This is a genomic window from Pantoea sp. CS_6 (assembly GCF_041954745.1).
Classification (GTDB): domain Bacteria; phylum Pseudomonadota; class Gammaproteobacteria; order Enterobacterales; family Enterobacteriaceae; genus Pantoea; species Pantoea stewartii.
The window spans coordinates 46,469-59,389 of record NZ_JAVAYG010000004.1 but is presented as its reverse complement, the minus strand read 5'-3'; the positions used below and the strand labels follow the sequence as shown (position 1 = coordinate 59,389).

At 55.6% G+C, this 12,921-nt stretch carries 13 protein-coding genes; 4 read left to right on the top strand and 9 right to left on the bottom strand.

Annotation, left to right across the window (positions count from 1 at the left end; genetic code table 11):
• Positions 1 to 63 precede the first annotated feature (63 nt).
• The gene (locus tag RAC90_RS07490; RefSeq protein ID WP_058702184.1) at positions 64 to 891 is read right to left on the bottom strand and encodes an arylamine N-acetyltransferase; all 828 of its coding nucleotides are present in this window, start codon (positions 889 to 891) and stop codon (positions 64 to 66) included.
• Positions 892 to 1,167: 276 nt separating this feature from the next.
• Between RAC90_RS07490 and cysJ the strand changes: the two genes are divergently transcribed.
• From cysJ to RAC90_RS07475, 3 genes are read left to right on the top strand one after another with little or no spacing between them, the layout of a single operon-like run.
• Positions 1,168 to 2,970 carry an NADPH-dependent assimilatory sulfite reductase flavoprotein subunit gene (gene cysJ, locus RAC90_RS07485; protein ID WP_375124177.1) on the top strand — a complete coding sequence of 601 codons (1,803 nt, stop codon included), beginning with the start codon at positions 1,168 to 1,170 and terminating at the stop codon, positions 2,968 to 2,970.
• Positions 2,970 to 4,691: an assimilatory sulfite reductase (NADPH) hemoprotein subunit gene (cysI, locus tag RAC90_RS07480; protein WP_375124176.1), complete on the top strand. Its 1,722-nt coding sequence runs from the start codon at positions 2,970 to 2,972 to the stop codon at positions 4,689 to 4,691. Before cysJ ends, cysI begins: the two co-directional genes overlap by 1 nt.
• A complete protein-coding gene (locus RAC90_RS07475; RefSeq protein WP_006120753.1) occupies positions 4,688 to 5,419 on the top strand; it encodes a phosphoadenylyl-sulfate reductase in 732 nt (243 codons plus the stop codon). The genes cysI and RAC90_RS07475 overlap by 4 nt, the downstream gene beginning before the upstream one ends.
• 91 nt (positions 5,420 to 5,510) lie before the next feature.
• Here RAC90_RS07475 and RAC90_RS07470 read toward each other — a convergent pair whose 3' ends face one another.
• The 6 genes from RAC90_RS07470 to RAC90_RS07445 all read right to left on the bottom strand — a co-directional run bounded on the left by RAC90_RS07470 (position 5,511) and on the right by RAC90_RS07445 (position 10,310).
• Positions 5,511 to 6,782 (bottom strand): alanine racemase, encoded by a 1,272-nt coding sequence (locus RAC90_RS07470; protein ID WP_324029891.1) that lies wholly within the window; start codon positions 6,780 to 6,782, stop codon positions 5,511 to 5,513.
• Positions 6,783 to 6,791: 9 nt separating this feature from the next.
• Positions 6,792 to 7,529 carry an amino acid ABC transporter ATP-binding protein gene (locus tag RAC90_RS07465; RefSeq protein ID WP_033739676.1) on the bottom strand — a complete coding sequence of 246 codons (738 nt, stop codon included), beginning with the start codon at positions 7,527 to 7,529 and terminating at the stop codon, positions 6,792 to 6,794.
• The gene (locus RAC90_RS07460) at positions 7,529 to 8,170 is read right to left on the bottom strand and encodes an amino acid ABC transporter permease (protein ID WP_006120747.1); all 642 of its coding nucleotides are present in this window, start codon (positions 8,168 to 8,170) and stop codon (positions 7,529 to 7,531) included. Before RAC90_RS07460 ends, RAC90_RS07465 begins: the two co-directional genes overlap by 1 nt.
• Positions 8,167 to 8,904, bottom strand: coding sequence for an amino acid ABC transporter permease (locus RAC90_RS07455; protein ID WP_039338355.1), 738 nt, complete (start codon positions 8,902 to 8,904; stop codon positions 8,167 to 8,169). The genes RAC90_RS07460 and RAC90_RS07455 overlap by 4 nt, the downstream gene beginning before the upstream one ends.
• Before the next feature lie 48 nt (positions 8,905 to 8,952).
• Positions 8,953 to 9,795 carry a transporter substrate-binding domain-containing protein gene (locus tag RAC90_RS07450; protein ID WP_039338353.1) on the bottom strand — a complete coding sequence of 281 codons (843 nt, stop codon included), beginning with the start codon at positions 9,793 to 9,795 and terminating at the stop codon, positions 8,953 to 8,955.
• A 122-nt stretch (positions 9,796 to 9,917) separates the two neighbouring features.
• Positions 9,918 to 10,310: a RidA family protein gene (locus RAC90_RS07445; RefSeq protein WP_033739549.1), complete on the bottom strand. Its 393-nt coding sequence runs from the start codon at positions 10,308 to 10,310 to the stop codon at positions 9,918 to 9,920.
• 361 nt (positions 10,311 to 10,671) lie between these two features.
• Between RAC90_RS07445 and RAC90_RS07440 the strand changes: the two genes are divergently transcribed.
• Positions 10,672 to 11,424, top strand: a complete 753-nt coding sequence (locus RAC90_RS07440; protein ID WP_033739547.1) for an IclR family transcriptional regulator — start codon at positions 10,672 to 10,674, stop codon at positions 11,422 to 11,424.
• A gap of 43 nt (positions 11,425 to 11,467) precedes the next feature.
• Here RAC90_RS07440 and RAC90_RS07435 read toward each other — a convergent pair whose 3' ends face one another.
• Positions 11,468 to 11,752 carry a YciI family protein gene (locus tag RAC90_RS07435; RefSeq protein ID WP_033739545.1) on the bottom strand — a complete coding sequence of 95 codons (285 nt, stop codon included), beginning with the start codon at positions 11,750 to 11,752 and terminating at the stop codon, positions 11,468 to 11,470.
• A gap of 9 nt (positions 11,753 to 11,761) precedes the next feature.
• On the bottom strand, positions 11,762 to 12,772 hold the full coding sequence (locus RAC90_RS07430; protein WP_006120741.1) for an aminopeptidase: 1,011 nt from the start codon (positions 12,770 to 12,772) through the stop codon (positions 11,762 to 11,764).
• Positions 12,773 to 12,921 lie beyond the last annotated feature (149 nt).

The window sequence follows — 12,921 nt, the reverse complement described above, 5'->3', positions numbered from 1 at the left end:
AGTTTGCTCAGCCAATCGCCAGAATGGTTAAGCGCATCAGGGCGTTAACCCGGCATAAAGCCGTTAACCGTTGTGCGACACGTCGGCGGGAAGACGCGCCACGATTTCTTCGGCGATACCGAAATGTTCAATTAACAACTGATGTTGTTGTGATTGTGACAGCGGCGTGAAGCTTTCGCTTCCGTCCTGGGCTCTTACTACCTGCTCACCTTTAACGATGCCGGTGAGTGTTTCATGACCTGCCCGACGAATCAGCAGTGCACCGTCAAAGCGACTGGTGTTGCGGCTTTTTTGATGGCGCGCCTGAAAGTCAGCGAAGGGGATATTAAGCGCCAGGAGCTGACAATCCAGCCTTGCCCGACCTAACGGCTTCCAGTTAATCAACCAACTGTCGCCCTGCTGATGAACCTGCGTGCCCCAGACGGGATGCGCATACTCTGCTACCTCAAGCGGCAGCGGATGGCCATGAAGCATCGTAGCATCCACCACCAGAGGACGATCGTCGAGGGTGACCAACAGCAGACCATGACCGGGAGAATCGACGGGGGACGGACGCGAGGACAGCATCCTGGATACACCGAGTTGCGCACGAAATCCCAGTTGCATGAGCAGCGCAAAGAGTGCGCCATGACCGGCCCAGCAGGTGCCGCCAGTGCCGAATTGTAGCCAGTGCGTGAAAAAATCGTCGGCCGTAGTGCCGGGCAACGGTTGTGAAGGAGGATCGTTCGCGAGAATGCGCCGGCGGATATTGTCGAAGGGCACCTTCTGGCACCAGGCGCGGTAAAGCGCCTGAAGTCCGGCCGCATCTGGGGCAGGGGAGTGATCCAGGCCCAGTTTATCCAGGATTCGCTCTGTCAGCGCAGGCGATAATGCAGTTACTGTCTCAGGCACCCGATCCTCTCGTATCGTCGCTTTGGCAATGCGTTATGCCACGTATTCAGGGCAATCACCCGCCATTAATCAGAGCGGGAAGGATGATTACCTGAGTCTGTTGATGACTGTCAGGATTACCACTTTTAACGATTAATTGTATCTGAAAAACCATTTAGTCATTTTGGTTATTTGATATGTCGAAGGCGTCTTTAATCGTTAATATAGCTGGCTGTACCCTTCTCTCTCTTCCGCCACTATTCGGTCCGGATTTCTGCTACTGGAATTTTTATCGCGATGACGACTCAGGCCCCAGGTTCACTGCTTCCGCTCTCTCCGGAGCAACTTGCCCGTTTAGAGGCAGCAACGACAGATTTTTCCACCACTCAAATGGCGTGGCTCTCCGGCTACTTCTGGGGCAAAGTCAATCATGCGCCTGGTCAGGCGGTGGCCAGCGCTCCGGCACAGCCTGAAGCGCCCGCGATTACGCTGCTTTCCGCCTCGCAAACCGGCAACGCCCGTCGGGTGGCTGAACAGCTCCACGATGACCTGCAGGCCGCAAAGCTGACCGTGAATCTGGTGAACGCCGGCGACTACAAATTTAAACAAATCGGCCAGGAAAAGCTGCTGATTGTGGTGACCTCCACGCAAGGGGAAGGCGAGCCGCCGGAAGAAGCCGTTGCGCTGCATAAATTCCTGATGTCGAAAAAAGCGCCCAAAATGGACGGTGCGGCTTTTGCCGTACTGGGTCTGGGCGACACCTCCTATGAATTCTTCAGCAAGGCGGGCAAAGATTTCGATACACGGCTGGCTGAGCTGGGGGCGGAACGCCTGCTGGATCGGGTTGATGCCGATGTTGACTATGCTGAGCAGGCCAGCGCCTGGCGCAAGGCGCTCACCGACATTCTGAAAGCACGGGTCCCGACGGCCTCGCCCGCACAGGCGGCGGCAACCGTGGCGGGCAGCGTCAATGAAGTGTCCACCAGCCCCTATTCCAAAACGCAGCCCCTCAGCGCGAGTTTATCGGTCAATCAGAAAATCACCGGCCGCGATTCGGATAAAGACGTCCGCCATATCGAAATTGATTTGGGCGATTCCGGTTTGCGCTACCAGCCCGGCGATGCGCTGGGCGTCTGGTATGAAAACGATGCCGCGTTGGTCAGCGAACTGCTGGAGCTGGTGTGGTTAAAAGGCGATGAGCCAGTTGACGTACAGGGCCAGACGCTGCCGCTGGCAGAGGCGCTGCAGAAACATTTCGAGTTAACGGTCAACACCGCGCAAATTGTTGCGCAGTACGCCACTTTATCCCGCAACGATGAACTGCTGTCGCTGGTGGATGACAAAGTTAAACTTCAACAGTACGCGCAACGTTATCCGATTGTCGATATGGTTCGCCTGGCGCCTGCGCAACTGACGGCTGAGCAGCTGACCGGCCTGCTGCGTCCCTTAACCCCGCGCTTGTATTCGATTGCCTCTTCGCAGGCGGAGACCGATACCGAAGTGCATATCACCGTGGGTGCGGTACGTTTTGATATCGAAGGACGGCAGCGCGGCGGCGGCGCATCAACCTGGCTGGCAGACCGTGTTGAAGAAGACGGCGAAGTCCGGGTGTTTATCGAACATAATGATAACTTCCGCCTGCCGGAGAATCCCGATGCACCTGTGATCATGATTGGTCCGGGCACCGGAATCGCCCCGTTCCGCGCCTTTATGCAACAGCGTGATAACGATGGGGCCAGCGGGAAAAACTGGCTGTTCTTTGGCAATCCGCACTTTACGGATGACTTTCTGTATCAGGTGGAATGGCAGAAATATGTTAAAGACGGCCTGTTAACGCACATCGATCTGGCCTGGTCGCGCGATCAGGCAGAGAAAATATACGTACAAGATAAAATCCGCGCGAAGGGTGCGGAAGTCTGGCGCTGGATTCAGGATGGCGCGCACCTGTATGTCTGCGGCGATGCAAATCGCATGGCAAGAGACGTTGAGCAGGCGTTACTGGATGTGGTGGTCGAGCACGGTGCTATGGATCGTGAAACGGCTGACGAATTTTTAAGTGAGCTGCGCATTGAGCGCCGCTATCAGCGAGACGTTTACTAATGACTGAAAAATACCCTGGACCGCTGGTGGTTGAAGGCAAACTGACAGATGCAGAGCGGTTAAAAAAAGAGAGCAATTACCTGCGTGGAACCATTCTTGACGATCTTGAGGATGGACTGACCGGTGGTTTCAGCGGCGACAACTTCCTGCTGATCCGTTTTCACGGCATGTACCAGCAGGATGATCGCGATATTCGCGCAGAACGCGCCGAGCAAAAGCTGGAACCGCGCCATGCCATGATGCTGCGCTGCCGCCTGCCGGGTGGGATTATCACGCCGACCCAGTGGCTGGCGATCGATAAGTTTGCCACCGAGAAAACGCTCTACGGCAGCATTCGTCTGACGAACCGTCAGACGTTCCAGTTTCACGGCATCCTGAAAAAGAACGTCAAACCTACGCATCAGATGCTGCATGAAGTGGGGCTGGATGCGCTGGCGACGGCGAATGACGTTAACCGTAACGTCCTGTGTACCTCCAACCCGGTGGAATCCGCGTTGCATCAGGAAGCCTACGAATGGGCGAAAAAGCTGTCAGAACATCTGCTGCCGCAAACCCGCGCCTATGCTGAGATTTGGTGGGATCAGGAGAAAGTCGCCACAACCGACGAAGAGCCGATCCTGGGGGAAACCTACCTGCCGCGTAAGTTTAAAACCACGGTGGTGATCCCGCCGCACAATGATGTCGATCTGCACGCTAACGATCTGAACTTTATTGCCATTGCGGAAAACGGCAAGCTGGTCGGCTTTAACCTGCTGGTGGGCGGCGGTTTGTCCATTGAGCACGGTAACAAAGCGACCTATGCCCGTACCGCCAGCGAATTCGGCTATTTTCCGGTAGAGAAGATTCTGGACGTCGCCGCGGCGGTGGTTACCACGCAGCGCGACTGGGGCAACCGTACCGATCGTAAAAACGCCAAAACCAAATACACGCTGGAGCGCGTGGGCGTTGACACCTTTAAGGCCGAAGTTGAGAAGCGCGCCGGTGTGACGTTTGAGCCGACGCGCCCTTACGAATTCACTACACGCGGCGATCGTTTCGGCTGGATCAAAGGGATCGACAACAAATGGCATCTGACGCTGTTCATTGAAAACGGCCGTCTGCTGGATTATCCGGGACGTCCGTTAAAAAGCGGCATCGCCGAAATCGCCAAAATCCATCAGGGCGATTTCCGCCTGACCGCCAACCAGAATCTGATCGTGGCGGGCGTGCCAGAAAGCCAGAAAGCGCAGATTGAGGCGATTGCCCGTGAACATGGCCTGATGGAAAATGTGACGCCGCAGCGAGAAAACTCAATGGCCTGCGTGGCGTTTCCGACCTGTCCACTGGCTATGGCGGAGGCTGAGCGTTTCCTGCCGTCTTTCGTCACCCGGGTTGAAGCGATCATGCACAATCACGGCGTCGGTGAAGAGCACATCGTGCTACGCGTTACCGGTTGTCCGAACGGCTGTGGCCGTGCGATGCTGGCAGAAGTGGGCCTGGTCGGGAAAGCGCCAGGGCGTTACAACCTGCACATTGGGGGTAACCGTATCGGCACGCGCATCCCACGTATGTACCGTGAAAACATTACCGAACCTGAAATTCTCGCCACAATTGATGAGCTGGTAGGGCGCTGGGCGAAAGAGCGCGAGGCCGCAGAAGGCTTTGGCGACTTCGTGATCCGTGCGGGCATCGTTGCACCGGTGCAGGACCCTGCGCGCGACTTCTGGCAGGAGGCAAAATGAGTATCGATCTTGCAGCACTGAATGCGATGTCGAAGGTCCAGCGCGCGATGGCGCTGGCCGCGACGAATGCCCAACTGGAAAAAGCCTCTGCGGAAGAACGCGTAAGCTGGGCACTGGAAAACCTGCCGGGTGCTTATGTGCTCTCGTCCAGCTTTGGTATTCAGGCTGCCGTATCGCTACATCTGGTCACGCGTGTGCAACCCGATATTCCGGTTATCCTCACGGATACGGGCTATCTGTTTCCGGAAACGTATCGCTTTATAGATGAGCTGGCCGACCAGCTCAATCTCAACCTGAAGGTGTTCCGCGCCGAAACGTCGCCTGCCTGGCAGGAAGCGCGTTATGGCAAGCTGTGGGAACAAGGGGTTGAAGGCATTGAGCAGTACAATCAAATCAACAAAGTTGAGCCGATGAACCGGGCACTGGAAACGCTGGGCGCCCAGACCTGGTTTGCGGGCCTGCGTCGCGATCAGTCAGGCAGTCGTGCCAGTCTGCCGGTGCTGGGCGTTCAGCGCGGTGTGTTTAAAGTGCTGCCGATTATTGACTGGGATAACCGCCAGGTTCATCAGTATCTGCAAACCCATAATCTGAAATACCATCCGTTGTGGGACGAAGGCTACCTGTCGGTGGGAGATACGCACACCACGCGTAAGTGGGAACCGGGCATGGCGGAAGAAGAAACACGTTTCTTTGGCCTGAAACGCGAGTGCGGCTTGCACGAAGGCTGATGAAGGCAGCATAACAAAACGGGCGATTCGGATGAATCGCCCGTTTTGTTATGGGCCGGGTCGCGGCCTCAGCGGTGGAGATTCTCTGCGGTCAGAACGCGGTTTCTACGCTGTCCACGACGCGGTAGTCGTCATCGACCAGCGGAAGATAGCGCCACTTATCAAAAGCGGTACAGGGATGAGAAATACCGCATCCTACCCAGTCGCCCGGCTGAAGGGATTCATCCGCAGGCAGGCGCAGATAGGCATGCTGATCGTTAACCTCGCTGATCGACAGATGCGTGCCGGATCGCGATGCGCTGCCGTCAGCGGCACGCATCCATAGCGGGACAGGTAAATCCTGATCGAAAGGGACATCGCGTCGGCCAAAGTCCAGCAGCGCCAGTCCCGGTTCCGGACGGGACAGTACGCGCCCCCAGATTTCCAGCGCGGCTTCAAAATGGTGGCCTGAGCCCGGCTGCGCAAAGGGGGCGATACGGGAATAGAGACCGCTGTCGTGTGCCATATACGCACCCGAGCGAATTAAAGGCTGAACCGGTAGCGGCAGCGTGGCCTGGGTAAAGCACGCTGTCACCACATCAAACCAGGCACCCCCACCGGCGCTCAGCAGAATGGTCTCACTCTGAAACAGCTGGCGTTCAGCCAGCAGAGTGGCGGTAGATAACATGACGTTGCAGTAGTGCTGAATTAACGCCACGCCCGCTGCATCACGCGCGGCACCCAGCGCCCCTTCATAGCCCGCGACACCGACAAGCTGCAGGTGACGACTCTGGGCGATGCGTTCAGCTATCCTCAGCACTTCCTCCTCGGTTCGGCATCCTGTTCTGCCGCCGGGAATCGATACTTCAATCAACACGGCAATGGCCGTATCGCCCAGGTTCTCTTCCAGCAGCGTGATGCCCGCCAGTGAGTCCACATAACAGAGAAAGCCGTGGTCAGGATGCTGGCGCTGCCATTCACCGATCCAGCGAATACCGGCAGGATCGACTAACTCGTTTGCCAGAAAGACATTGCGGATACCAAAGTGTCGCAGGGCACGGACCTGAGCAGGCGTGGCGGCGCTGATGCCCCATGCACCGCCCTGACTGACAGCTCGCCGTAAGATGGTCGGTGCCATCGACGTTTTACCGTGCGCCGCCAGCATGACACCTTTTTCGCGACAGAATGCCGCGAGTTGCTGCAGGTTATTCTCCAGTGCGGCCTGTTTCATGACCATCACCGGCGAAAACACCGCTGCGCTGCGCAGGACGTCGGTGCCGATCTCAAGCGGCGCCGCGCCGGTACCGGCAACGGATTTAAAACGGGGCGATGGCTGCGCGGCATCCAGCGTGGCATCCGCGTTTAGCGGAAGACGTAAAGACATAGCGGCTCCTTAATGCTCAAGAACGCGTGACAGAAACTGTTGCGTGCGTGGATTCTGGGGATGCCCGAAAATGGCGTCTGGTGTGCCCTGTTCGGCAATCACGCCCTGATCCATAAACACCACCCGGTCGGCGGTTTTGCGGGCAAAGCCCATCTCATGCGTCACCACAACCATGGTCATCCCTTCACGCGCCAGCCCGCGCATGACTTCCATGACTTCGCCGACTAATTCGGGATCGAGTGCGGAGGTCGCTTCGTCGAAAAACATGATTTTGGGCTGTACCGCCAGCGCGCGTGCGATAGCCACACGTTGCTGTTGTCCGCCCGAAAGCTGAGAAGGATAGTGGCCGGCGCGGTCAGCCAGTCCGACGCGTTCCAGCGCGGCCATGCCGCGCGCGTTTGCCTCTGCGACGGAGAGTTTCTGGGCTTTAATCAAGGCCAGCGTGACGTTGCCCAGTGCCGTTTTGTGGGGAAACAGATTGAACTGCTGAAACACCATGCCGACGTGCCCACAGATATCACGACTCCGTTTTTGATCGTGCAGCGGTATGCCGTTAACCCAAATTTCGCCGCCGTCGGCTTTTTCCAGACCGCTCATAATGCGCAGTACCGTACTTTTACCCGAACCGGACGCTCCGATCAGCACCAGAACCTCGCCCGGCGAGACATCCAGACTGATTTCTTTCAGAACCTGAGTCGCGCCGAATGACTTCGTGATCCGGCTCAGGGTAATGGCTGCATTTTTCATCATAACGGGTTCCTGGTTTGCTGGTGTTGCACCCAGCGAGAAAGCGGGTAACAAAGCGCGAAGTAGAGCAGGGCGACCAGACCATAAATCAGCACCGGCTGCCCGATACGATCAACTATGGCCTGGCCCTGATGCATCAGTTCAGACATGCCGATCATGCTGACAATCGAGGTATCTTTGATGAGCGACAGATACTGGCCGACAAGCGGGGGCAAGACGATCCCACGGGTTTGCGGCAGGATAACGCTGGTGAAGGTCTGTCGTCTGGACAGGCCGAGGATCCAGGAAACCTCCCACTGGCCTTTCGGGACCGCCTCAATGCCACCACGAAAGATCTCGGCAATGTATGCGCCCTGATAAATGCTCAGCCCCAAAATGCCTGCGGCAAACAGGTTGATGTCATAGCCAAAATACGCCACGCCAAAGTAGATAAACATCAACGTGATCAAAACCGGTGTGCCGCGAAACAGCTCGGTATAGATCACCGCAATCTGCCGGGCGACAGGCAGGCGGCTGGTCCGCAAGACGGCGGCCAGAAGGCCAAGCAAGGTACTGCCGACAATGGCGGCAACCGACAGCAACAACGTAATTATCAGACCGCGCCACAACAATGGCAGGCTGCTGAGAATCAGTTCGCTCATTGGACCGGCTCCTGTTTAGCGGAAGGTGACAGCATTTTTCTGGCCTGTGACCAGAGCGGCCTTTTTACGGCGACGACCAGCGGTGGCATGAACAGCCGACGTCCCGCAACCGTCCCTAACCACGAGAACAGGTTGCTGAGAAACAGGTAGACCAGCGCGACAACGCTAAAGGTCTGGATGTAGAGCAGCGTCCGGGCGTTAATCACGGTGGCTGTGCCCGTCAGTTCCGGTAGCGCAATCGCTGACAGCAGTGAGGTGCCCAGCAACAGCTGAATCAGGTTATTCACGATAGCGGGCCAGACCGCGCGCGCTGCCTGGGGCATGACCACATTGATAAACATCTGGCGGCGGCTGATGCCCAAAATCCAGGCGGCTTCCAGCTGACCTTTAGGAACCGACTGAATCCCGGCCCGGAAAATCTCGGCCAGATAGGCTCCGACGTTAATGCCCAACGCCAGCACACCCGCCGTAAACGCACTCATGGTGATGCCCAGCGAAGGCAGCCCAAAGAACACGATGAATATTTGCAACAGCACGGGCGTGTTACGGATAAATTCAACATAGCCGTGGCTCAGCCAGCGAACAGGCGCAAAGCGGGCGGCTTTTGCCACGGCAGCCAGCAATCCCAGCGCCAGCGCCAGCATAAACGCCAGCAGCGTCACCTGAAGCGTCAGCCAGGTCGCGGCGAGAAAGGTGTCGGCATACTGCCAGAGTGTCAGCCATTGATAGCGCATAGGAAGCCTCCTTAGCAGGACGCAGGACATCACCTGCGTCCTCTCTGGTCAGAACTGCGGATTCAGCGGATAGCGAGGTTTACTGCCAAACCATTTCTGGTAGAGCTGGGCATTCTCACCGGATGCATTAATTTCAAACAGGAACTCGTTGAGGTAGTTCGTCCAGATCTGATCGCCCTGTTTAACACCAAACGCGTTATATTCCAGCGGGACCAGCGCTTCGTTTGTCACTTCCAGCGTCGGATCGAGCTTGGCCTGGTAGGCGAGGAAGTTGTTATCCTCAATCATCGCATCGGCTTGTCCCTGTTTCACCGCCAGGATAGCGGCCTGAGAAGAGTCATATTCCTGAATCTTCACGTCGATCCCCATGCTGCGTACTTCGTCGCCGTTGGTCGAGCCTTTCACGGTCGCAATGGTTTTGCCCGCCATGTCGTGGGCCGATTTGATCCCGCTCGCTTTACGCACCAGCATGGCTTCACTGGCCACCACGTAGGGCTGAGTAAAGCCAATCTCTTTCGCGCGCGTCAGGTTACGGGTGAAATTACAGAACACGACATCCACTTTGTTGGTTTGCAGATTGGGAATACGGTTAGCGCTGGTGGTATTCACCATTTCCAGTTTGACGCCCATCTCTTTTGCCAGCGCTTTCGCCAGGTCGACATCGTAACCATCCGGATTACCCGCTTTATCGTAAAAACCGAACGGTGCGAAACTCAGGCAATCGCCCACCCGCAATGTGCCGCGCTGAAGAACGGTTTGTAGCGTGGATGGCGGTGCTGCACCTGCGGTTTCGTTTTTATTTTCGGTCGGTGTACAACCGGTCAGCGCCGCGACGGTGAGCAGAGCGGGAAGGAGCCGGACGAATACATTTTGCTGGAAAGTGGTATTCATATTTCTTCTCTCAAATAAAAGAGGGATATCACCAACATTATTAAATAATGTGGCGGGATATTTTTAATTATGGCTTTTCTGTTGGATGCGTTTATTTTTACCAGGCGAATAAACCGCAGCTATTATTTTCGTCCGGCATTAAAACACGTCATATCGACTTCGACTTTGCAATCCACAACCAGGTCCTGCACGCTGCAGATTCGGGCGGGCGGATGGTCATGAAAGAGTTCACTAAACACTTTATTAAATGAACTAAAGTACCGGGCATCCGTCAGGACCGCCGTCACATGCACCACGTCCTTAATCTGATAACCCGCTTCCCGCATGATGGTCAGGCAGTTTTCAAAGGCCAGCCGAGTTTGCTCAATGATGCCGCCCTCTACGACTTCACCGCCTGTCATCGGTGTTTGTCCGGAGATATAAAGCCAGCCATCGGCTTCGACCGCACGTGCAAAAGGCAGTTTTTGTCCTCCGGTTCCGACGCCGCCTTCCGTACCGTAACGCTTGATAGTCATACTTATGCCCTTAAAATCGTCACTTCGCTTTGTCTGGTATACCGGAATTCAATCTGCAATACCGGATGGGTCGAGATTTGCACAATGTTAATTATTTTGCAATAGCGAGTAACGGGATTATTTTTTAGCATTAACGTATGGCTCACGAATATTTTTTATCAATGATTAGTTTTTTAAATTAAAAGTGATCGATGTCTCTTTTTTTATTCAGTGTGCGCGTTTTTGGTGCCCCAATAATTAGCATCAGGAGGAAAAAGAAAAGGATGGTTATTGTGCGCGTACTCAGGTAAAAACATGTTGGCTGTGTATGATGGCGGCCTGAACCGATTTAACGTGGCGATGCCGGTAGGAGAAAAGTGGTATGCAGGAAGATAAACCCGCCAGAGCGCGCGGCGTGGACCGCGTAATTGATATTTTCCGTCAGCTGCATATTGCCCGCCAGCCGATGGCGATGCGCGAACTGATTGAAGCGACCGGTGCGCCGCGTTCCAGCGTTTATGAACTGGTTAATCTGCTGAGTGAGGCAGGGCTGGTTGAACTGGATGCAGAAGGCAGCGTGTATTTTGGCCGCGAAATGCACTATTACGGTGCGGACTACATGGCGCACAATCCTCTGATTCGCCGCGCGCATCAATTAATGATCGAGATGGTTGCTGAGCATGGCGAAACCGTGCAGCTGTGCATGCTGGAAGGCAATAAATATACGGTGGTGCTGTCAGAGAGCAATGCGCATCCTTTCAAAATCACCTCAGACATCGGCGTTAAAATTCCGATTCCCTGGACCGCAACGGGCCGTCTGCTGTTGAGTAACTGGAGTGATGAGGCGATTCTGGCCCTGATCCCCGAGGAGGATTACCGGCTGGCCAATGGTAACGTCTTAGATAAGCAGGCTTTTCTGACCGATATTCATCGGGCGGGCCATCAGGGCTATTCGATGACGGAAGGGCTGTCTGAAAGTTTTACCTGTTGTATGGCCGCCCCGATTCGCGCCCGAAACGATCTGGCCGTGGCCGCGATTTGTTTTATGGTCAGTCGGGATACGCCCGAAGAGCGACGTCAGATGCTGTTAAAAACGCTTATTAACGCGGGGCAAAAGCTGTCTGACTTTACCTGAACCGACAGAAGAGCCTGCTTCTTCTGTCGGTCACACTGACGCGCTAATAACCTTTGAGGACCGCGACTTCATCGGCTGCGCGCGTGATGTTAACGTTAGTGACCTCGTAATGGGCCACCGCAACGAAAGGATCGTCCGCCAGAATGTGATCTAACCGGGCGCGCGGCATTGCTTTGACCATAATCATGCCGCCGGTACGCGGATCCTTTCGGCCCGCAGCGATAAAGTCGCCGCTGTTAAAATGCTGATCCAGCCACGTAATGTGCGGAGCCAGCAGGGCCTCGACGTCCTCAATCGGGCGGAAATAGTTCAGGTAAACGATGTACATCGTAGCTCCTCACACTTTGGGGTTGGTTAGTTCACTCAGTAACGGCAGCAGGACTTTCACACTGTCATGGGTGCGCAGACTGATACGACCGGGCAGCCAGTGATCCAGGAAATCCAGATTGTCGCGGTCGGTCTGATGCCAGGTGGTACCGTCAGGGAAATGCCGGGAACGGCGGCGCTGTTGGTCGCCGTCTTTGCTGCCTGCGTTCCAGTTTCTGGCGGTGACATCCAGTAAGGGAAAACCTGCCGCATCGAAAGGATTGACACCGTGAAAGTCATTTTTCGTGAGCTGACGACTGGCGGCGGAAATGCCAAAACGACGCGCCAGCAGCAGGGCGCGTTCGCTGGTCTGTTTGCGTACGGCACGCGGCGTGTTCATACCGCTGTTGAAATAGAGGTGGTCGCCCGTAATCAAACTGTTGAGATCGATTACCAGCAGCGTATTCTTCTTCTCTTTCTCGCTCATGCGCGCCACATAATCGTCCATGCCATGCAGATGGGATTCGCTGGCGCTGAGCGCCACAAAGCGCACCCCGTAATGAAGCGGCTTATGGCTTAACTGCTTAGCCAGTTCCAGCATCACGCCTAATCCGGAAGCATTATCATCCACGCCTTGCAAACGCAGGCCACCCAGGCCGCGCGCCTGCTCATTGTCGCTGAGTGGAATCCAGGTATCCAGGCTGGCAATTACCAGAATTTCCTGTGGGGCGCTGCCTTCCCGTGCGGCGATCACCGAGGTCGCGGTAAGCTTGCGCCAGCGCGATGTGCCATCACGTTCCTGCCATGTGTAACCCGTATTGAACTGTCGGGTATTGGTTTCAAAACCCAGGGCCGTAAACTGATGTTGCAGGTATTCCGCCGCCATCAACTCGGCCGGGCTGCCGCTCATGCGACCGGGAAAGTACGTTGAGATATGACGGACCTGCTGTTCGGCGAAGTGTCCTGTGAGGTCGGTCAGGGCCTGAGCGCTGAAGATCACGCTGCCACCAAGCAGTGCGGCCAGGCGGAGAAAGGCAAGCATGTCGGGTTCCTTGTGGCTTATTCCTAAAAAGGAGGGGCATTTTTTGTGGCCTAGTATGAAACTGTGATGCTCATTACACAATTTGAATCGTCCTGAAAGGCCTGTAGGATCATCCGCTAAGCACATTTTGTTCTGAGCTTTTCTTTAGC

Coding starts and splice junctions, on each gene's coding strand:
- RAC90_RS07475 (WP_006120753.1), top strand. CDS start 4,688: ATGAGTATCGATCTTGCAGCACTGAATGCGATGTCGAAGGTCCAGCGC.
- RAC90_RS07460 (WP_006120747.1), bottom strand. CDS start 8,170: ATGAGCGAACTGATTCTCAGCAGCCTGCCATTGTTGTGGCGCGGTCTG.
- cysI (WP_375124176.1), top strand. CDS start 2,970: ATGACTGAAAAATACCCTGGACCGCTGGTGGTTGAAGGCAAACTGACA.
- RAC90_RS07435 (WP_033739545.1), bottom strand. CDS start 11,752: ATGTACATCGTTTACCTGAACTATTTCCGCCCGATTGAGGACGTCGAG.
- cysJ (WP_375124177.1), top strand. CDS start 1,168: ATGACGACTCAGGCCCCAGGTTCACTGCTTCCGCTCTCTCCGGAGCAA.
- RAC90_RS07445 (WP_033739549.1), bottom strand. CDS start 10,310: ATGACTATCAAGCGTTACGGTACGGAAGGCGGCGTCGGAACCGGAGGA.
- RAC90_RS07440 (WP_033739547.1), top strand. CDS start 10,672: ATGCAGGAAGATAAACCCGCCAGAGCGCGCGGCGTGGACCGCGTAATT.
- RAC90_RS07450 (WP_039338353.1), bottom strand. CDS start 9,795: ATGAATACCACTTTCCAGCAAAATGTATTCGTCCGGCTCCTTCCCGCT.
- RAC90_RS07470 (WP_324029891.1), bottom strand. CDS start 6,782: ATGTCTTTACGTCTTCCGCTAAACGCGGATGCCACGCTGGATGCCGCG.
- RAC90_RS07465 (WP_033739676.1), bottom strand. CDS start 7,529: ATGAAAAATGCAGCCATTACCCTGAGCCGGATCACGAAGTCATTCGGC.
- RAC90_RS07430 (WP_006120741.1), bottom strand. CDS start 12,772: ATGCTTGCCTTTCTCCGCCTGGCCGCACTGCTTGGTGGCAGCGTGATC.
- RAC90_RS07455 (WP_039338355.1), bottom strand. CDS start 8,904: ATGCGCTATCAATGGCTGACACTCTGGCAGTATGCCGACACCTTTCTC.